Origin of the sequence: Acinetobacter tianfuensis, assembly GCF_003611465.1 — a bacterium.
GTDB classification, from domain to species: Bacteria; Pseudomonadota; Gammaproteobacteria; order Pseudomonadales; family Moraxellaceae; genus Acinetobacter; species Acinetobacter tianfuensis.
On record NZ_RAXV01000007.1, the window covers coordinates 48,897 to 68,195 of the forward strand.

Below are 19,299 nucleotides of genomic sequence, written 5' to 3' on the forward strand. Positions count from 1 at the left end.
TGAATGGCTCAATTCTTTATTCATCGCCCCATCTTTGCATGGGTGATTGCATTAGTCATTATGCTGGCGGGTGTTCTCACGCTCAGCAAAATGCCTATCGCGCAGTATCCGACCATTGCTCCGCCAACGGTCACGATTTCTGCAACATATCCAGGTGCATCTGCCGCTACAGTTGAAAATACAGTAACGCAGATCATCGAACAGCAAATGAATGGTCTAGACGGCTTGCGCTATATCTCGTCAAACAGCGCAGGTAACGGCCAAGCGTCTATTTCATTAAACTTTGAACAAGGGATCGATCCAGATATCGCCCAAGTTCAAGTGCAAAACAAACTGCAGTCTGCCACTGCGCTTTTACCTGAAGATGTACAGCGTCAAGGGGTAAAAGTAACCAAGTCAGGCGCCAGCTTCCTGCAAGTTTTAGCGTTTTATTCTCCTGATGGCAGTTTGTCTGCAAATGACATTAAAGACTATGTAAACTCAAATATTTCTGAGCCTCTAAGCCGCGTTGCCGGTGTGGGTGAAGTACAGGTGTTTGGCGGTTCATATGCAATGCGTATTTGGATGGATCCATCTAAAATGGCAAGCCTGCAAGTCACTCCAAGTGATATTGCTGCAGCATTAAGAACACAAAACGCTCAGGTTGCAGTAGGTCAGCTCGGCGGTGCGCCCTCTATTGAAGGCCAAGTGCTGAATGCAACAGTGAATGCGCAAAGCTTACTGACAACACCTGAAGAGTTTCAAAACATCTTCCTGAAAAATACGGCGAGCGGCGCTCAAGTACGCTTAGGCGATGTGGCCCGTATTGAATTAGGTGCAGATAACTATCAGTTCGACTCTAAATTTAATGGCAAGCCTGCCGGCGGTGTTGCAATTAAACTTGCAACAGGCGCTAACGCGCTTGATACAGCAGAAGCTGTAGAAGCGCGCCTTGTTGATTTACGTAAAAACTACCCTGCAGGCATGCAGGACAAGCTTGCGTTTGATACAACGCCATTTATTAAACTGTCAATTGAATCTGTAGTACATACACTGATTGAAGCTGTTATTCTGGTATTCCTTGTCATGTTCCTGTTCTTGCAGAACTGGCGCGCAACATTGATTCCAACAATGGCCGTACCTGTTGTTGTATTAGGCACCTTTGCAGTTATTAACGTTTTCGGTTTCTCAATCAACACATTAACCATGTTCGCCATGGTACTGGCTATTGGCCTTCTGGTCGATGACGCCATCGTTGTAGTAGAAAACGTTGAACGTGTCATGGTCGAAGAACACCTCGACCCTGTGAGCGCTACCGAAAAATCAATGAAGCAGATTTCTGGCGCATTGATTGGTATTACTTCTGTATTAACTGCGGTATTCGTACCGATGGCATTTATGAGCGGCACAACAGGCGTGATTTACCGCCAGTTCTCCATTACGCTTGTAACCGCCATGATTTTGTCACTGATTGTGGCATTAACCTTTACTCCAGCTTTATGTGCGACCATGCTGAAACAGCATGATCCAAACAAAGCAACAAGCAATAATATCTTTGCCCGTTTCTTCCGCTGGTTTAACCAAGCATTTGACAAAGTTGCTGGAAAATACCAGAACGGCGTTAACCGCATGACGCATGCCAAAGTGTTTTCTGGCGTGCTGTATCTTGTGGTGATTGCAATTCTTGGCTTCCTGTTCACTAAGCTGCCGTCATCGTTCCTTCCAGATGAGGACCAAGGTGTTGTTATGACACTGGTTCAATTGCCGCCAAATGCGACATTGGAACGTACTGATAAAACCATCAGCACCATGACTGACTACTTCCTTAATAAAGAAAAAGACTATGTTGAATCTGTATTCAGCGTATCTGGCTTCTCATTTACAGGTGTAGGTCAAAATGCTGGCTTAGCGTTCATTAAACTGAAAGACTGGGAAGAGCGCACAACGCCTGAAGCAAAAGTCGGTTCGATTATTCAGCGCGGCATGGCATTGAACATGATTGTAAAAGATGCGTCCTATATCATGCCTTTACAGCTTCCTGCAATGCCTGAATTAGGTGTAACAGCTGGCTTTAACTTGCAATTGAAAGATGCAAGCGGCAGCGGACACGATCAATTGCTGAATGCGCGTAATGCCATTTTAGGCATGGCGGCTCAAGACAAGCGCTTAGTCGGCGTGCGTCCAAATGGTCAGGAAGATACACCGCAGTACAAGATCATTGTTGACCAAGCGCAAGCTGGCGCCATGGGCGTAAGCATCGCCGAGATCAATACCACGATGGGTATGGCTTGGGGCGGTTCGTATATCAATGACTTCGTCGACCGCGGCCGTGTGAAAAAGGTTTATGTGCAAGGCGAAGCGGATTCCCGCATGATGCCGGAAGACTTAGACAAATGGTATGTCCGCAACAACCAAGGCACAATGGTTCCGTTCTCTGCATTCGCAACTGGCCAATGGACCTATGGTTCTCCGCGTCTTGAACGTTATAACGGCATTTCATCGATGAACATTCAAGGTACTCCTGCTCCAGGCGTCAGCTCTGGTGATGCCATGGCTGCCATGGAAGAAATCGTTGCTAAACTTCCATCTATGGGACTTAGCGGCTATGACTATGAATGGACAGGCCTATCTCTGGAAGAACGTGAGTCAGGTGCTCAAGCGCCAATTATCTACACACTTTCTTTACTGATTGTATTCCTGTGTCTGGCTGCTTTATACGAAAGCTGGTCAATTCCATTCTCTGTCCTTTTGGTTGTACCTCTAGGTGTTGTTGGTGCAGTCGCATTAACCTTCATTGGTATGGTTCTGTTTAAAGATCCGAACCTTTCTAACAACATTTACTTCCAAGTCGCAATCATTGCAGTCATTGGTTTGGCTGCCAAAAATGCGATTTTGATTGTAGAATTTGCGAAAGAGCTTCAGGAAAGCGGTGAAGAACTGTTTGACGCAACAATGCATGCTGCAAAAATGCGTTTACGTCCAATCATTATGACCACTCTAGCCTTCGGTTTTGGTGTACTTCCGCTTGCGTTAGCATCTGGCGCGGGTGCAGGCAGCCAGCACTCTGTAGGTTATGGTGTACTGGGCGGCGTAATCAGTTCAACCTTATTAGGCATCTTCTTTATCCCTGTGTTCTACGTATGGATTCGAAGCATCTTTAAATACAAACCAAAACAACAAAATAATCAGGAGCACGCATCGTGATGCAAAATATATGGTCTATTGCAGGTCGTAGCATTGCGGTTTCTTCACTTGCGCTTGCTTTGGCTGCCTGCCAAAGCATGCGCGGTCCAGAACCTGCCGCTCAGGCGAACATTCCAGAAGGTTACAGCAGTTATGCTTCTGGTTCATCTGCTGCAGAACAAGGCTATAAAGAGTTCTTTGCTGATCAGCGTTTAGTTCAAGTGCTGGATTTAGCTTTGGCGAATAACCGCGACCTGCGCACTGCCGCTCTGAATATTCAGCGTGCGCAGCAGCAATACCAAATCACTTCGAACAATCAGCTTCCAACGATTGGCGCAAGCGGCGGTGTATTGCGTCAGGACACGCTCAGTTCTCAAAAGCCCATGACTTCTTATAATGTCGGTTTAGGCGTGACTGCGTATGAGCTGGATTTTTGGGGCCGTGTACGCAGCCTGAAAGACAACGCTTTGGATAACTATCTGGCAACGGCAAGCGCACGTGATGCAACGCAAATTGCTTTGGTTGGCCAAGTTGCTCAAGCATGGCTCAGCTACTCATTTGCAAATGCCAATCTGAAACTGGCTGACCAAACCCTTAAAACGCAGCTTGAGTCTTATAACTTGAACAAAAAGCGTTTTGATGTCGGTATTGACAGCGAAGTTCCTGTACGCCAAGCGCAGATTTCAGTTGAAACAGCCCGCAATGATGTAGCGAACTATAAGACACAAGTTGCTCAAGCACAGAATATGCTGAATCTGCTGGTAGGCCAGCAAGTTCCAGCAAATCTGCTGCCTGCTCAGCGTGTTACCCGCATTACATCAAGCAATGCAATGGGCACAGGCATTCCAAGTGACTTGCTGAACAACCGCCCAGATGTACGCGCAGCTGAATACAAACTTTCTGCAGCCGGCGCAAACATTGGCGCAGCAAAAGCGCGTTTGTTCCCCACCATCAGCCTAACTGGCTCTGCGGGCTATGCATCGACAGATTTAAGCGACCTGTTTAAATCTGGCGCATTTGTATGGTCATTAGGCCCAAGCCTAGACATCCCGCTTTGGGACTGGGGCACACGCAAAGCAAACATCAAAATTTCAGAAACTGACCGTGAAATTGCTTTATCTGATTATGAAAAATCAATTCAAACTGCGTTCAGTGAAGTGAATGATGCCTTAGCTGTGCGTCAAAATATTGGTGACCGCTTAGCAGCTCAGAAACGTTTAGTCGATGCAACCAATACCACTTACAAGCTTTCTAATGCCCGCTTCCGCGCAGGTATCGACAGCTATTTAACAGTATTGGATGCACAGCGTACTTCTTATGGCGCTGAACAAGGCTTGCTTCTGCTTGAACAAGCGAACTTGAACAACCAAGTGGAACTGTACAAATCATTAGGCGGCGGCTTAAAAGCCAATACCTCTGATGCTGTACAAATTCAGCAGTCTTCTGCAGAACGCAAAGCAGCGCAATAAACGAAACAGCAGGTACTGGTTTAACCGGTACTTTAAAAAAGCTCACCTCGGTGGGCTTTTTTATTGCAATTTCAACGCAGTTTACCTATCTTCAATATCAATCTCATTGTCAAATATTTGCATCATGCTTTTAAGTAATCTTGAATCTGTTCCGGGCCATACCATTACGCAGCAGCTGGATGTTGTTTATGGCAGCACTGTACGCAGCAAACATGCAGGCCGTGACTTGCTTGCTGGACTGAAAAATATTGTCGGCGGCGAACTCACTGCTTACACAGAGCTGCTGGAAGAATCCCGCCAAGAAGCCATGGAGCGTATGATTGCAAAAGCGCAAAACTTAGGCGCCAATGCTATTGTGGGCATCCGTTTTTCTACGTCTAACATTGCCCAAGGTGCATCTGAATTGTTTGTTTACGGCACTGCGGTACATGTCGAAGCGAACCAGCCAAAACTGCCTGACCCATTTCCTGCACAAGGTTAAACGCCATGGATGCTTTTTTATTAAAAGTCACCATTTTTGTGATTTTGTTTGCCGTGGGCTGGGGCTTTGGCCGCCATGCAGAACGCAAGCACCTCACCGAGCTGGAAATACAGGAAAAACGTCTCGCCTACATCCGTTTAGACAGCAGCCGCTTTAAAACCACAGAACATTCAGGGCAATTGGTATCCAGCAATGTGGTGATTTCGCACGATTATTTTAAATATGTCATTGCGAATATTCAGAACTTTTTTGGCGGCAACCTCAGCAGCTATGAAACGGTGGTTGAACGCGCCAGACGCGAGGCTGTGGTGCGCCTTAAGCTGGAAGCTGAAAAGATTGGCGCATCTGAAATATTGGGTTTGCGCCTCAGCACGACCGAAATGGGTATGGACGGCGGCATGGTTGAAGTGTTTGCGTATGGCACGGCGATTCAAAACCACTGACTCTACCAATAATATCTTCAATACAGATACTCACTGCGGTATGCTTTGGGTATTTGGTATTGCGAGCCATCAAATTTCAAATTAAATCTTTGCTCTGAAATCTGGTGTTTTGAATCTACACAATTTTCAATCATCCCATATGATTGATAGCTTTCAATTTCACTTTTTACAAAAATATCAAATCTTTGATTAGACTGTGTACTTTTCATAGTTAAGGTTGATTTACGGTATTTAACTTCCGCATTACAGCCCGTACCCATTTCGACTTGGGATTGGCTTACAATAAATCTATCTAAAAATTTTTGCTTATTTTTCAAATCGTATAAGTTCAACAAACTGAATGTGGAAGGATTTACACTTGATTGGACAGCATATCTAAAACGTACTCCTAACACGCGATTCTCTTTAGTTATTCGATAATTTGCAGTATCTAAATGAATAGATTTTAAAGCTACAGCATCCGAGTTTAGTTCATCTTCATCATCAAATATAAATTTCACTACTGAACCATTTTGCGTAAATTTTAAAATTTTCAGCCGAAAACTTCCTATACCTGCATCTTCATAATCTGCTCTCCAAACAGCATAAGCCATAATCATTTCAGATGGATTCTCTGGATCAGGCTTACAATCTATTAAATCGCTCTCAGACGCTTTTATGTTGGCTTGTTTTAATACCATTTGAACAAGTGGCTTATTTTCGCAAATTTGTGCATAGGCACCCGTGATTAAGGTCGTCTGCAAAAGGATCAATTTAAGTGTTATTTTCATTGAGTTATTTTCTTCTTATATGCTGAATATTTGAATATAAAAAAGACGCCAATTTTATAAGCGTCTTTTATCATATACATGGCTTAGTGAAGTAGATCACTTCACCTTCGCCTTACGAATCATTTTGTACAGTGTGCTTGGCGACAGACGTGAAACCCAAGTGCCAAGCAGCTCTTTGCGTCCGCCCACCACAATATACTCTTCACCTTTCAGCAGCGCTTTGACCGAAATTTTAGCAAACTCATCTGCTTCCAAACCATTGGCCGTCGCATCATTATCAAAACCTTGCGCCTTGCCTTCACCATTCAAGGCATTAATAGACACATTTGTTTTGACAAAACCCGGGAAAATCACGGAAACATCAACACCGTCATCGGCAACCTCGGCACGCAAACTGTTGGCCCACATATGAATCGCGGCTTTAGCCGCAGAATATGACGCCCGATACTGCGTACCTAAAAGACCAGCAACACTGGAGACAAAAACCACGCGCCCTGATTTTTGCGCCAACAAGGTCGGCAGCACCGTTTTGGTCAAAAAGACCTGTGAAAAATAATCAACTTCTAAAATAGCGCGCTCAGTTTGCATCGAGGTTTCAGAAATTAAAGCGCGCTGACTTAAACCTGCATTATTGATCAGCCAATCAATACGTCCTTTGCATTTTAAAACCTGTTCATGCGCATGGCGAATCTGCGCTTCATCCGTAATATCTGCCGCAATAGACAAATGCTGATCTGGATTTAACAGCCCCACACGTACATTTTCCAGCTCTTCAAAACGCCGAGCGGTTAAAATCACCTGCGCCCCCTGCAGCGCGCACTCCTGCGCCAGCGCCTTCCCTAAGCCAGATGAAGCGCCCGTGATCCAAACCACTTTACCATCCAAGCTATTTAATTTCGCCATTTCCTGTTCCTTCGCTGCGCATATTCATGATTTTTCAGGCTCAGCCATGAGACTGGCCCTTTTGTATAAAACCGACAAAGTGATCAAAATACAGACTGATTTGAGCAGCATCATACATTGAACCTAATTTATCAAAACGCTTATAACCCAATTGAGTTGTCAAGTTAATCACGCCATTTAAAGTTTTATCGACCACCACATTAAACTTCAGCATTTTTTTAGGCTTGCGCACCAAATGTGTCACGCCTTGATCAACCACCTCTGTAAAGGCTTTCAGTGCAGTCGGCACATACTGATTGTTGCCCTGCTTCATTTGTTCCACACAGCCCATCAGCTCTGCAATCAAGGCATTGTCTACAGGATAGGTCACAAAAGTATCGCTATTTTGGTCTACTGTCATTTCATACAAGTAGTTCACCATAGGCTTTAAACGGTCATTGCCAAAAAATGATACAGACCACGGCATATATTTGCGGGTCATTTCAGTCACTTGCTGAATAATTTTTTCAGACTCATGATCATTAGAACTGGACATTTTTGCCATATTTCCAAACACTTGATCAATAATGTCGCAGGCGATATCCGCCAAAGTGTCCCCTAAAGGCTTTGCTACACTATCAGGATTATTATCGTTAATTTTTTGATAGATCCCCATAAAACGCTGGTGAGTTTCTGGCTGAATTTTAAGGAAAATTGTATAACTCATTGCAGGCCTCCTTCTTATAGTGTTTGACGTTCTACGCGTTCTTTTCTTAAGCCTATCATAATGCTAAGGATTCGTACTGCCAATTGGCGAAAGTTTACATTCTTGCAACATCCCTAAAACCGCATTTTTTTTGCTACAATGAACGCAATTTTTTATCCACTTTTGAATTGTTCGAACTATGACTGATTCAGCGCAAAATATCGCTACTACGTACGATCCAACCGAGATCGAGAAAAAATGGTACCAAACTTGGGAAGAGCGCGGTTACTTCAAGCCGTCTGAAAAAGGCGAGTCTTTCTGTATCATGATTCCGCCGCCAAACGTCACCGGTAGCTTGCACATGGGTCATGGTTTCAACAATGCCATCATGGATGCTTTGACTCGCTACAACCGCATGTCAGGTAAAAACACCTTATGGCAGCCGGGTACGGACCACGCAGGTATTGCAACGCAAATGGTTGTAGAGCGTCAGCTGGGTGCTCAAGGTGTGAGCCGTCATGACTTGGGCCGTGAGAAGTTCATCGAAAAAGTTTGGGAATGGAAAGAACAATCGGGCGGCACAATTACACGCCAAATCCGCCGCTTGGGTTCTTCTGTAGACTGGTCTCGTGAACGCTTTACCATGGATGACGGTTTATCGAACGCAGTAAAAGAAGTGTTCGTAAAATTACACGAAGACGGCTTAATCTACCGCGGTAAACGCCTCGTCAACTGGGATCCAAAATTACAAACTGCCCTTTCTGACTTAGAAGTTGAGTCTGATAAAGAAGAAGCAGGTTCACTTTGGCACTTCAAATATTTCTTTGAAGACAAATCACTTCGTACCCACGATGGTAAAGATCACATTGTAGTTGCGACAACTCGCCCTGAAACATTATTAGGTGATACAGCAGTTGCAGTTGCGCTGGATGATGAACGCTATGCGGCGCTTGTTGGCAAAAACATTATTTTGCCAATTACAGGTCGTGCGGTTCCAATTGTTAAAGATGAATATGTAGACAAAGAATTCGGTACAGGCTGCGTAAAAATTACCCCTGCACATGACTTCAATGACTATGAAGTAGGCAAACGCTGTGAACTTCCAATCATCAACATCTTCAACAAAAATGCGGAAGTATTGGCTGAGTTTGAATACATCGCGAAAGCGGGCGAGCAAATTTCTAAGACGATTCCTGCCCCTGCGGACTACATTGGCTTAGAGCGTTTTGAAGCGCGTAAAAAGTTAGTCGAACAAGCTGAAAGCGAAGGCTGGTTAGACCAAATTCAACCGTATACCTTGAAGCCACCTCGCGGTGACCGTTCAGGCGTAATCGTTGAGCCATTACTCACAGACCAATGGTATGTGAAAATTGCGCCGCTTGCTGAGCCTGCGATTAAAGCGGTTCAAGACGGTCAAATTAAGTTTGTGCCTGAGCAATACAGCAACATGTACATGGCATGGATGAATAACATTCAAGACTGGTGTATTTCTCGTCAATTGTGGTGGGGTCACCGTATCCCTGCTTGGTACGATGCTGAAGGCAATGTATATGTAGGTCGTTCTGAAGCTGAAGTCCGTGAGAAAAATGGCATCCCTGCCGATGTTCAATTAGATCAAGACGAAGACGTGTTAGATACATGGTTCTCTTCGGGTCTTTGGACATTCTCAACTTTAGGTTGGACAGGCGATGCGAAGAAAGATGCGGAAAACTATTTCTTAAATACTTTCCACCCAACTGATGTACTGGTAACAGGTTTCGACATCATCTTCTTCTGGGTTGCCCGCATGATCATGATGACCATGCACTTCATGAAAAATGAAGACGGCACACCGCAAGTTCCGTTCAAAACTGTGTATGTACACGGTTTGGTACGTGATGGCGAAGGTCAGAAAATGTCTAAATCTAAGGGTAACGTGCTTGACCCATTAGACTTGATTGACGGTATTGACCTTGAAACTTTAGTACAAAAACGTACAACAGGTTTGATGAACCCGAAACAAGCGGCGAAGATTGAAAAATCTACCCGTAAAGAATTCCCTGAAGGAATTCAATCTTACGGTACAGATGCCGTTCGTTTCACTTTCTGTGCGCTTGCGAACACTGGCCGTGACATTAAGTTCGACATGAAGCGTGTTGAAGGTTACCGTAACTTTGCCAACAAAATCTGGAACGCTACCCGTTTCGTGATGATGAACTGCGAAGAGCAAGTGATTGGTCAAGAAGTTCGTCAAGACCTTTGGGAATTGCCTGAACAATGGATTGTAAGCCGTCTGCAAAAAGCGGAACAAGCGGTGCAAACTGCATTTGCGACTTACCGTTTAGACTTAGCTGCACAAGCGATTTACGAGTTCATTTGGAATGAATACTGTGACTGGTATGTTGAGCTGACGAAGCCTGTTCTGAATGACGAAAACGTATCGGTTGAACGTAAAGCTGAAGTACGTCGTGTTCTACTTGCTGTGATGGAAGCATCTTTACGTTTGGCTCACCCATTGATGCCTTACTTAACAGAAGAAATCTGGCAAACACTTGCGCCAAAACTCAACATTTCTGGCGAAACCATTATGTTGGCGCAGTACCCTGTTGCTGATGAAGCAAAAATCAACGAACAAGCTGAAGCAGATATGCAATGGCTGCAAGGTTTAATTGGTGCGGTACGTAACATCCGTGGTGAGATGGGTCTAGGTAATGCACGTTTATTACCTGTTCTTCTGCAAAATACCACTGATGCTGAAAAAGCACAGATCACACGTATTGAAGCGTTATTCACTGCATTGGCAAAAGTTGAGAGCATTACGTTCTTGGCTGATGGTGAACAACCACCATTGTCTTCTTCTTCTGTAGTGGGTCATGTGTCTGTATTCGTTCCAATGAAGGGCTTAATTGACCCTAAAGCGGAATTGGGTCGTTTGCAAAAAGACTTAGACAAGGTTCAAAAACAGCACGACCAAATTGCCACTAAATTGGGTAATGAAGGTTTTGTGGCGAAAGCGCCTGCTGCGGTAGTTGAAGGTGAGAAAGTGAAACTTGCTGAATTTTCTGACCAATTAGCGAAGATTAAAGCGAATATGGAGCAAATTGCAGCGCTTTAATGTGTTGTTAACTTGATCTAATTTGTGTATAAAGGGCTGATTATTCAGCCCTTTATACTTTTATAATGACAAATCAATATATTAAATATTTCCCTAAACCATTTTTAGAAGATCTCATAGAAGGTCATGTTTTTCCTATTGTCGGTGCAGGATTTTCAAGGAATGCCAAAAGTGATGATAATAAGCCAAGCCGCGACTGGGATGAGTTAGGCCGTTATTTTGCAGAAGATATTGTTGATTATAAATATAATGGTGCTATTGATGCTATTTCAGCATTTGAATACGAATACTCAAGATCAAAGCTGGTAGAAAAAATGTATTCTGCCTTAAAAATTGGTTCTATACATCCTGATTTAGCACATAAATCATTTGCAAAACTACCTTTCCAATTAGTAGCAACTACCAACTTTGATTATTTACTTGAAGAATCTTATACACATTTAGGAAACCGATTTTGCAGAACAATAATTGATGAAGAGCAACTACCAATTATCAATAAAGATATTAAACATCTAAACTTATTAAAAATACATGGAGATTTAAGTCATCCATCCAGGTTAATTGCTACTGAAGAGGACTATGATAGTTTTTTAACTAAATTCCCAATGATTGCAACATATATCACCAACCAATTTATATCTAAAACAGTATTATTTATAGGTTATAGTGTAGATGATAATGACATACGACAAATTTTCCAGATGATAAAAGATAGACTAGGAAAATTAAAGCGAAGAGCCTATACCATTAGAATTAATGCATCTACACAAGAAATAAATAGATTTACGAGAAGGGGGATTAAAGTAATCAACATTCCCATTATATCTGAAAAAATAGATTATAATAAAACTTTCTCTGAAATATTTGATGAGCTTCATAATTACTGGACTAATAACATACCTAATAATGCAACTGAAGAAGACTCAAACATTGATCTAAAGCTTGCTAAAATCCACTCTAAAAATGTCAGTCGACTATCTTTTTTCTCAGTTGGGAATGAAGACTTACCTTACTTTAAAAGTAATTTTTTCCCTATATTTTATAAATATGGATTTACACCAGTTACACCTGATGATTTTTTGGATTCAAACGATAATTATATTGCAAGAGTTCAATCATTAATTAATGTATCTAATTTATGTTTAGCAGATTTTACCTCCTCATCTAATGACCGATTACAAGAAACTGAATTCCTGATAGAAAAAGTTATCACATCAAAAAGTGACTTTCATTTAATTATTGCAGTAGATACCAACAACTTATTTAGTAAAAATAAATTTTACAATTCATTAAACAATTTAAATGAAGAAAGTTTTGAAAAGATAAAAGCTAGAGTCCACTTCATAAACTTTAATAAAGGATTAAATCAACTAGATTTCAATCAACTTGAAGATATCTTAAAATCTATATCTGATCGAGTGTATGATCAATTCGATAATGAAATAGAAAATTTATTTAAAAGTAAACAATATGATATCGCATTATTGATGGGTTATATTACTTTTGAGAAATCATTAAGAAATTTTTATAAAGACTCTCGTTTCTCATCTTATAAACTCTCGGACAGACTCATTAAGGATGAAATTATTTCTTTCGCCGAAGCCGAGATATTGATTGAAGCTCGAAACTTGAGAAATAACATAGCTCATGGACTTAATGAACATAAATTAAATAAGGATGTCGTAAAAAAATATCTAAATTTTTTCAAAATGATTCAAAAACGATTAGTATCTGAGTCCCCAATAGCTAAAGACTCATAAATCATTTAGCACGAAGGATTTGCCATATCATCTGTTCTGCATCAGTAGCAGTGTGGCGCATAGTTTTGGCGAATATTAAAAGTTGGGGGTCGATCATTTTTCTTATTATTCCAATTTTAAATTTTATTCAATTATACGATACACAAAGAAGTTCCCTCTCCTTTTAGGAGATGAGCAGCACTGCTGCGCAAGGGAGAGGTAATGAAGTTAATATTTCTCATGAATTCTACCCCTCCCCCCAAGGGAGAGGGAGAAAAGCGTCACAGCACATTACACAAAATAAAAAGGCCGCTAAACAGCGGCCTTTTTACAACACATAATTTTTATGACTAACACCATGTATAACTTATAACTCATAAATTTATAGGCAACAAAGCATTAATCACAGCATAAGCAGATTACATCATACCGCCCATACCACCCATACCGCCCATGTCAGGCATTGCTGGTTTGTCTTCTGGGATTTCAGTAATCATACATTCTGTTGTAAGCATCAAGCCCGCAACAGAAGCGGCATGCTCAAGCGCAGAACGCGTTACTTTAGCAGGGTCAAGAATACCCATTTCCAACATATCGCCATACTCAGAAGTTGCAGCGTTATAACCGAAGTTGCCTTCACCTTGTTTCACAGCATTAATTACAACTGATGGCTCATCACCAGAGTTCGCAACGATTTGACGTAGCGGCGCTTCAATCGCACGGCGTAAAATGTTGATACCTACATTTTGGTCATCATTCGCGCCTGAAACACCTTCAAGTGCTTTCGCAGCACGTACAAGCGCAACACCGCCGCCCGCTACAACACCTTCTTCAACCGCAGCGCGAGTCGCGTGAAGCGCATCGTCAACACGGTCTTTCTTCTCTTTCATTTCAACTTCAGTTGCTGCACCAATTTTGATTACAGCTACACCGCCTGCCAATTTAGCAACGCGTTCTTGAAGTTTTTCTTTGTCGTATTCTGAAGTAGATTCTTCAATTTGCGCACGAATTTGAGTTACACGCTCAGCGATTTGAGCCGCATTGCCCGCACCGTCAACAATCACTGTGTTTTCTTTAGATACAGTTACTTTATGCGCAGTACCCAAATCTTGAAGAGAAGCTTGTTCAAGTGACATGCCAACTTCTTCAGAAATTACAGTCGCGCCAGTTAAGATCGCGATGTCTTGAAGCATTGCTTTACGGCGGTCACCAAAACCAGGCGCTTTAACTGCACATACTTTGATAATGCCGCGCATGTTGTTCACTACAAGTGTAGCCAACGCTTCGCCTTCAACATCTTCAGCAATAATAAGAAGCGGTTTACCTGTTTTAGCAACAGCTTCAAGTACAGCAATCAATTCACGGATGTTGCTGATTTTTTTGTCTACAAGAAGAATGAATGGGTTTTCAAGTTCTGCAGTTAATGTTTCTTGTTTGTTTGCAAAGTACGGGCTGATGTAACCGCGGTCAAACTGCATACCTTCAACAACATCAAGCGAGTCTTCGAAGCCTGAACCTTCTTCAACTGTAATTACGCCTTCTTTGCCCACTTTTTCCATTGCTTGCGCAATTAAAGCGCCGACAGTGGTATCAGAGTTTGCAGAGATCGAACCGACTTGTTCAATGGCTTTAGAATCAGAAGCAGGTTTTGCAGTCGCTTTAATTTCAGCAACCACTGCTCGAACAGCGATGTCGATACCGCGTTTAAGATCCATTGGGTTCATACCAGCAGTTACTGATTTGATCCCTTCGTTTAGGATTGCTTGAGCAAGTACAGTTGCAGTTGTTGTACCGTCACCCGCGATGTCATTGGTTTTTGAAGATACTTCACGTACAAGCTGAGCACCCATGTTTTCAAACTTGTCTTTTAGCGTAATTTCTTTCGCTACAGAAACACCATCTTTAGTGATGTGCGGTGCGCCGAAAGAACGGTCAATTACAACGTTACGGCCTTTAGGGCCTAAAGTTACTTTTACTGCATCTGCAAGTACGTTTACACCAGCGATCATTTTTGAACGCGCTGAATCACCAAATTTTACGTCTTTAGCTGACATGGTTTACTCCAAAATTTTTAATATATTTTCAAATCAGATTGGGATAGAAAAATCTGAGCTTAGCCTTCAAGTACAGCTAAAATGTCAGACTCTTTCATGACAAGAAGCTCTTCGCCGTCAACTTTTACTTTAGTGCCTGCATAAGCGCCAAAAAGTACGTTGTCGCCAACTTTCACGTCCAATGCGCGTACGCCATTGTCAGTTACTTTGCCGTTACCTACCGCAATAATTTCACCTTGAGCTGGCTGTTCAGCAGCAGATGTGCTCAAGATTAAACCGCCAGCAGTTTTAGTTTCTTTCTCAACACGGCGGATAACAACGTTGTCATGTAAAGGACGAATCTTGCTCATTTCTAACTCCATAGGCATTTAAAAATGCCATTGATTACGATGTGAAGATGACTTCTTATTCCTAGGTCATCGACAAATTTTTGATATGATACTTTTGTGGGGATGGAAAAAAACGCTTCAAGGGCAAAATTTAAAAAAATATGCTTTTTTGTATTTTTTTTCTGCAGATTTTAATCTTTTCTAGGACTGAACAGTAATTTCTCCAGCCGAGTGAAATCTTTTGTCTATCTCATGAAAAATATATTGCTCAACAGCGCCATCGGTATGAATCACATTAAAGCTGTTTGGCAACCCATGATGCAGCCGGTAAGAAGTTGCTGTCCCTGCATGAATATCCAAAACCGGCTGGCCTGCTCCAAGCATATATATTTGATTCAAATCATAAGCCCCCGCATGATGCAAATGCCCATGCAGCAAACCATTCAGGCCGCTTTGACTCCACGCTTCCAGCGCTATTTTCCCCAGCACAGGACAGTCTTTTACACCATGTTCGTGATCAGGCGGTGTATAAAACGGCTGATGAGCCGCAATCAATTTAATTTTATTTGCTGGCGCATGCCGCAAAACCTGATCAACTGTTGCAATTTGCTCCAAAGAAATATGCCCGCGTGTGTGATACCGCCTGCGGATGCTGTTCACCCCAGCCACAAAAAAGTGTGCCGTTTCCAGCGTACTTTCCATATTGCCAAAAAACAGCCGATAACGTGTAAAAGGGTTAATAAATCGATGCCACAAATGAAGCAGCGGAATATCATGATTGCCGGGCACAGCCAAATAAGGAATATTCAAACTGTCTAAAAATTGCTTGCATGCATAGAACTGCTGAAATTTAGCGCGCTGAGTCAAATCTCCGCTGACTGCAACCGCTTCAGGACGGTGCTCAAGACAAAATTGCTGCAGCGCTTGAACGCAGGCTATTTTTTCGGTGCCAAAATGCAAATCAGACAGATGCAGCAGCATGCGGCACCATAATATTTAAAGCAGACTTAAGCACTGAAATTTTCAGCGGTGACTGCATTTCAACAATCTCGCCATCCAAAGCAACAGTCAATTTTTTGCGCGCCGCATGTATAGCGACTTCATCTGCAGCAAAACTATATACATCCGGTGTTTTTTCCAAATTGCCGCGGATTAATTGCCACAGCATTTTAAACAGGCTGATTTTGTCACTTTTAGCAACCACCACGCCTGCCACTTTGCCTTGGGCTGCAGACTCAGCAATTTTCAAATTCAGCTCAGACAGCTGCAGCTGATTATTGCCAAAAAAGATCAGCGGTGTTTTTACGGGGTATTTTTTACCATCAACTTCAATCTGCAGCTTCAGTTCTTTACGGTCTCTGAGCAGTACATCTAAACCTGAGGTATAGGCATGCAGCGGAAATCTGCCTAAGCGCCGATTATATAATTCACGTTTTTTTATAAATAAAGGGTATAAACCCAGACTTGCATTATTTAAATAAATCCGCTCATTAATACTTGCCACATGCGAAGCTCGGATTTCTCCCTCAGCAATAACGGCCGCCGCCTGCATTAAATCTAAAGGAATATTTAAAACTCGAGCCACATAATTAAATGTTCCCAGCGGCAATATTCCCATTGGAATATCTGTCATCAATAAATACTGCGCCACTGCATTTAAAGTCCCGTCACCGCCAGCAGCTGCAACAACACCTTTATTATCAACATCTTGATGACGCTTCAAAACCTGCTGCATTAACATATCAAAATTTAAAAAATTACTCATTTCAAATGACTGTATTTCAAAGCCGCTGGATGATAAATAACGAATGAGCTCTTCATAGATTTCATCTTTTTGCGCTGCATGAAACCCTGACTTTTGGTTATAGATAATAGATAATGGCCTAGTGCGATTAGACATTTTTTATGCTTTCAGGCTGCTGAAATTAACATTTTGTAGAAATTATCAACAATTAAAAGCACCTTTATGTAAAAATCAAATTACCACCATTTATTTAATCAATAATAATACTTAATTAAAAATTATCAATAACCTATTGATAATAAATAAGATAATTTAAGTAAATAATATCCATAAAAAAATTAAATATTAGCAAAACCCCCTGTATATTTAATTAAGATATTGTTTTTAATCAATTTTTAAATAATTAACATTATCTGCCAAAAAAAATCTACCGCTTCTTTAGTCTTATTTTTTTTATGAAATTATGCTTTAATAGCGCCACTTTTTTTCATATTTCATCTGCTCAATGCACCCATTGGGCGGATTAGACTTTGTACAGCTTGTACACATTTGAGATAGGCCTCACCATGACCCAAGTGAACGCACCAGAATTTGTTCGTCACCCTAAGCTTATTGCTTGGGTGGAAGAGATTGCAAAATTAACAAAACCAGCAAAAATTGAATGGTGTGACGGCAGCGACGAAGAAAATCAACGTTATATCGACTTGATGATCGCTAACGGCACTATGCAAGCGCTTAACCAAGAAAAGCACCCTGGTTCATATCTTGCTAATTCTGATCCTTCTGACGTTGCTCGTGTTGAAGGCCGTACTTACATCTGTTCAGAAAATCAAGAAGATGCTGGCGCAACAAATAACTGGGAAGCTCCAGCTGAAATGCGCGCGCGCCTGAACGGTTTATTTGACGGTGCAATGAAAGGCCGTACTTTGTACGTTGTTCCTTTCTCTATGGGTCCTTTAGGTTCTCATATTGCTCATATCGGTATCGAACTCACTGACTCTCCTTACGTTGCTGTAAGCATGCGCAAAATGGCCCGCATGGGTAAAGCTGTGTATGACGTACTTGGCACTGACGGTGAATACGTTCCTTGCGTACACACTGTAGGCGCACCGCTTGAGGAAGGTCAAAAAGACGTTGCATGGCCTTGCAACCCTGAAAAATACATCGTTCATTACCCAGAAACTCGTGAAATCTGGTCTTACGGTTCTGGTTACGGCGGCAACGCTTTGCTTGGTAAAAAATGCCTAGCGTTACGTATTGCATCTTCTATGGGCCGTCAGCAAGGCTGGTTAGCAGAACACATGCTAATTCTTGGCGTAACAAACCCGCAAGGCGAAAAACACTACATCGCAGCGGCTTTCCCTTCTGCATGCGGTAAAACAAACTTCGCTATGCTGATTCCGCCAGCAGGTTACGAAGGCTGGAAAATTGAAACTGTAGGTGACGACATTGCTTGGATCAAACCAGGTGAAGACGGCCGTCTATACGCGATCAACCCTGAAGCTGGTTTCTTCGGTGTAGCGCCTGGTACAAACACCAAGACTAACCCGAACTGTATGGCTACGCTTCACAAAGACGTAATCTATACAAACGTTGCTGTAACTGACAACGGTGAAGTATGGTGGGAAGGCCTTTCTAAAGAAGCGCCTGCTAACCTGACTAACTGGAAAGGTCAACCGCACACTGGCGAAGAAAAAGCTGCGCATCCTAACGCTCGTTTCACAGTATCTGCAGGTCAATGCCCTTCTATTGATGCTGACTGGGAAAATCCAGCAGGCGTTCCAATTTCAGCATTCATCTTCGGCGGCCGCCGTGCAGACACAGTGCCTCTAATTTCAGAAGCATTTGACTGGGTTGACGGTGTTTATAAAGCTGCGACTATGGGCTCTGAAACAACTGCTGCTGCTGTTGGTCAACAAGGTGTTGTACGCCGTGACCCATTTGCGATGCTTCCATTTGCTGGCTACAACATGGCTGACTACTTCTCTCACTGGCTAGAGCTTGGTGAAGAGGTTGCAGCGAAAGCTGAAGCTGCCGGCAACAAACTTCCTGGCATCTACAACGTAAACTGGTTCCGCCGTGACGCTGAAGGCAACTTCGTATGGCCTGGTTTCGGTCAAAACATGCGTGTTCTTGAGTGGATCATTGACCGTTGTGAAGGTCGTGCAACTGCTGTTGAAACTCCAATTGGCCGCGTACCAACTTATGAACAATTGAACTGGACTGGTTCAGACTTCACTAAAGAACAATTTGATCTTGTAACTTCACAAGACAAAGAGCAGTGGATCAAAGAACTTGAAAGCCACACTGAATTGTTCAACAAACTTGGTGATCGTTTACCAAAAGCACTTAAAGCACGTCAAGACGAGCTTTTAGAAGCTGTGAAAAAATCTGCTTAATCAACCTTTAATTTCCCTCTTTTAGAA

At 42.4% G+C, this 19,299-nt stretch carries 14 protein-coding genes and 1 pseudogene; 7 read left to right on the top strand and 8 right to left on the bottom strand.

Annotated elements, in window-relative coordinates; translation table 11 throughout:
* Positions 1-3 precede the first annotated feature (3 nt).
* From D7V32_RS04895 to D7V32_RS04910, 4 genes are all read left to right on the top strand, one after another.
* Positions 4-3,183 (top strand): efflux RND transporter permease subunit, encoded by a 3,180-nt coding sequence (locus D7V32_RS04895; RefSeq protein ID WP_120401788.1) that lies wholly within the window; start codon positions 4-6, stop codon positions 3,181-3,183.
* Positions 3,183-4,631, top strand: coding sequence for a multidrug efflux RND transporter AdeIJK outer membrane channel subunit AdeK (adeK, locus tag D7V32_RS04900; protein ID WP_120401789.1), 1,449 nt, complete (start codon positions 3,183-3,185; stop codon positions 4,629-4,631). The genes D7V32_RS04895 and adeK overlap by 1 nt, the downstream gene beginning before the upstream one ends.
* Before the next feature lie 124 nt (positions 4,632-4,755).
* A complete protein-coding gene (locus D7V32_RS04905; RefSeq protein ID WP_120401790.1) occupies positions 4,756-5,112 on the top strand; it encodes a YbjQ family protein in 357 nt (118 codons plus the stop codon).
* A 5-nt stretch (positions 5,113-5,117) separates the two neighbouring features.
* The gene (locus D7V32_RS04910) at positions 5,118-5,555 is read left to right on the top strand and encodes a YbjQ family protein (protein WP_120401791.1); all 438 of its coding nucleotides are present in this window, start codon (positions 5,118-5,120) and stop codon (positions 5,553-5,555) included.
* Between the two features lie 17 nt (positions 5,556-5,572).
* Here the strand turns inward: D7V32_RS04910 and D7V32_RS04915 are convergent, their stop codons facing one another.
* The 3 genes from D7V32_RS04915 to D7V32_RS04925 form a co-directional block, all read right to left on the bottom strand.
* A complete protein-coding gene (locus D7V32_RS04915) occupies positions 5,573-6,325 on the bottom strand; it encodes a PA3715 family protein (RefSeq protein WP_120401792.1) in 753 nt (250 codons plus the stop codon).
* Positions 6,326-6,421: 96 nt separating this feature from the next.
* A complete protein-coding gene (locus D7V32_RS04920) occupies positions 6,422-7,228 on the bottom strand; it encodes an SDR family NAD(P)-dependent oxidoreductase (RefSeq protein ID WP_120401793.1) in 807 nt (268 codons plus the stop codon).
* Positions 7,229-7,268: 40 nt separating this feature from the next.
* Positions 7,269-7,934 carry a hypothetical protein gene (locus tag D7V32_RS04925; RefSeq protein ID WP_120401794.1) on the bottom strand — a complete coding sequence of 222 codons (666 nt, stop codon included), beginning with the start codon at positions 7,932-7,934 and terminating at the stop codon, positions 7,269-7,271.
* Between the two features lie 178 nt (positions 7,935-8,112).
* On the opposite strand from D7V32_RS04925, the gene D7V32_RS04930 reads away from it, so the two are divergent.
* Together D7V32_RS04930 and D7V32_RS04935 are read left to right on the top strand one after the other, a co-directional pair.
* A complete protein-coding gene (locus D7V32_RS04930; RefSeq protein ID WP_120401795.1) occupies positions 8,113-11,007 on the top strand; it encodes a valine--tRNA ligase in 2,895 nt (964 codons plus the stop codon).
* Positions 11,008-11,072: 65 nt separating this feature from the next.
* Positions 11,073-12,767 carry an SIR2 family NAD-dependent protein deacylase gene (locus D7V32_RS04935; protein WP_120401796.1) on the top strand — a complete coding sequence of 565 codons (1,695 nt, stop codon included), beginning with the start codon at positions 11,073-11,075 and terminating at the stop codon, positions 12,765-12,767.
* Positions 12,768-12,771: 4 nt separating this feature from the next.
* Here D7V32_RS04935 and D7V32_RS17870 read toward each other — a convergent pair.
* The 5 genes and pseudogenes from D7V32_RS17870 to D7V32_RS04955 form a co-directional block, all read right to left on the bottom strand.
* Positions 12,772-12,864 (bottom strand): annotated as a pseudogene (locus D7V32_RS17870) (endonuclease domain-containing protein); the annotation flags it as partial.
* A gap of 301 nt (positions 12,865-13,165) precedes the next feature.
* A complete protein-coding gene (gene groL, locus D7V32_RS04940) occupies positions 13,166-14,800 on the bottom strand; it encodes a chaperonin GroEL (protein ID WP_120401797.1) in 1,635 nt (544 codons plus the stop codon).
* Between the two features lie 59 nt (positions 14,801-14,859).
* Positions 14,860-15,150 carry a co-chaperone GroES gene (locus tag D7V32_RS04945; protein ID WP_078189876.1) on the bottom strand — a complete coding sequence of 97 codons (291 nt, stop codon included), beginning with the start codon at positions 15,148-15,150 and terminating at the stop codon, positions 14,860-14,862.
* 180 nt (positions 15,151-15,330) lie between these two features.
* Positions 15,331-16,110: a metallophosphoesterase family protein gene (locus D7V32_RS04950; RefSeq protein ID WP_120401798.1), complete on the bottom strand. Its 780-nt coding sequence runs from the start codon at positions 16,108-16,110 to the stop codon at positions 15,331-15,333.
* On the bottom strand, positions 16,091-17,029 hold the full coding sequence (locus D7V32_RS04955; RefSeq protein WP_120401799.1) for a diacylglycerol/lipid kinase family protein: 939 nt from the start codon (positions 17,027-17,029) through the stop codon (positions 16,091-16,093). Before D7V32_RS04955 ends, D7V32_RS04950 begins: the two co-directional genes overlap by 20 nt.
* 410 nt (positions 17,030-17,439) lie before the next feature.
* Between D7V32_RS04955 and D7V32_RS04960 the strand changes: the two genes are divergently transcribed.
* A complete protein-coding gene (locus D7V32_RS04960; RefSeq protein WP_120401800.1) occupies positions 17,440-19,272 on the top strand; it encodes a phosphoenolpyruvate carboxykinase (GTP) in 1,833 nt (610 codons plus the stop codon).
* Positions 19,273-19,299: the final 27 nt, after the last annotated feature.

What these genes read in the sequence shown, in the direction of transcription:
- groL (WP_120401797.1), bottom strand. Translation starts at nt 14,800, where the DNA reads ATGTCAGCTAAAGACGTAAAATTTGGTGATTCAGCGCGTTCAAAAATG.
- D7V32_RS04945 (WP_078189876.1), bottom strand. Translation starts at nt 15,150, where the DNA reads ATGAGCAAGATTCGTCCTTTACATGACAACGTTGTTATCCGCCGTGTT.
- D7V32_RS04910 (WP_120401791.1), top strand. Translation starts at nt 5,118, where the DNA reads ATGGATGCTTTTTTATTAAAAGTCACCATTTTTGTGATTTTGTTTGCC.
- D7V32_RS04905 (WP_120401790.1), top strand. Translation starts at nt 4,756, where the DNA reads ATGCTTTTAAGTAATCTTGAATCTGTTCCGGGCCATACCATTACGCAG.
- D7V32_RS04920 (WP_120401793.1), bottom strand. Translation starts at nt 7,228, where the DNA reads ATGGCGAAATTAAATAGCTTGGATGGTAAAGTGGTTTGGATCACGGGC.
- D7V32_RS04960 (WP_120401800.1), top strand. Translation starts at nt 17,440, where the DNA reads ATGACCCAAGTGAACGCACCAGAATTTGTTCGTCACCCTAAGCTTATT.
- D7V32_RS04950 (WP_120401798.1), bottom strand. Translation starts at nt 16,110, where the DNA reads ATGCTGCTGCATCTGTCTGATTTGCATTTTGGCACCGAAAAAATAGCC.
- D7V32_RS04935 (WP_120401796.1), top strand. Translation starts at nt 11,073, where the DNA reads ATGACAAATCAATATATTAAATATTTCCCTAAACCATTTTTAGAAGAT.
- D7V32_RS04930 (WP_120401795.1), top strand. Translation starts at nt 8,113, where the DNA reads ATGACTGATTCAGCGCAAAATATCGCTACTACGTACGATCCAACCGAG.
- D7V32_RS04955 (WP_120401799.1), bottom strand. Translation starts at nt 17,029, where the DNA reads ATGTCTAATCGCACTAGGCCATTATCTATTATCTATAACCAAAAGTCA.
- D7V32_RS04915 (WP_120401792.1), bottom strand. Translation starts at nt 6,325, where the DNA reads ATGAAAATAACACTTAAATTGATCCTTTTGCAGACGACCTTAATCACG.
- adeK (WP_120401789.1), top strand. Translation starts at nt 3,183, where the DNA reads ATGCAAAATATATGGTCTATTGCAGGTCGTAGCATTGCGGTTTCTTCA.
- D7V32_RS04895 (WP_120401788.1), top strand. Translation starts at nt 4, where the DNA reads ATGGCTCAATTCTTTATTCATCGCCCCATCTTTGCATGGGTGATTGCA.
- D7V32_RS04925 (WP_120401794.1), bottom strand. Translation starts at nt 7,934, where the DNA reads ATGAGTTATACAATTTTCCTTAAAATTCAGCCAGAAACTCACCAGCGT.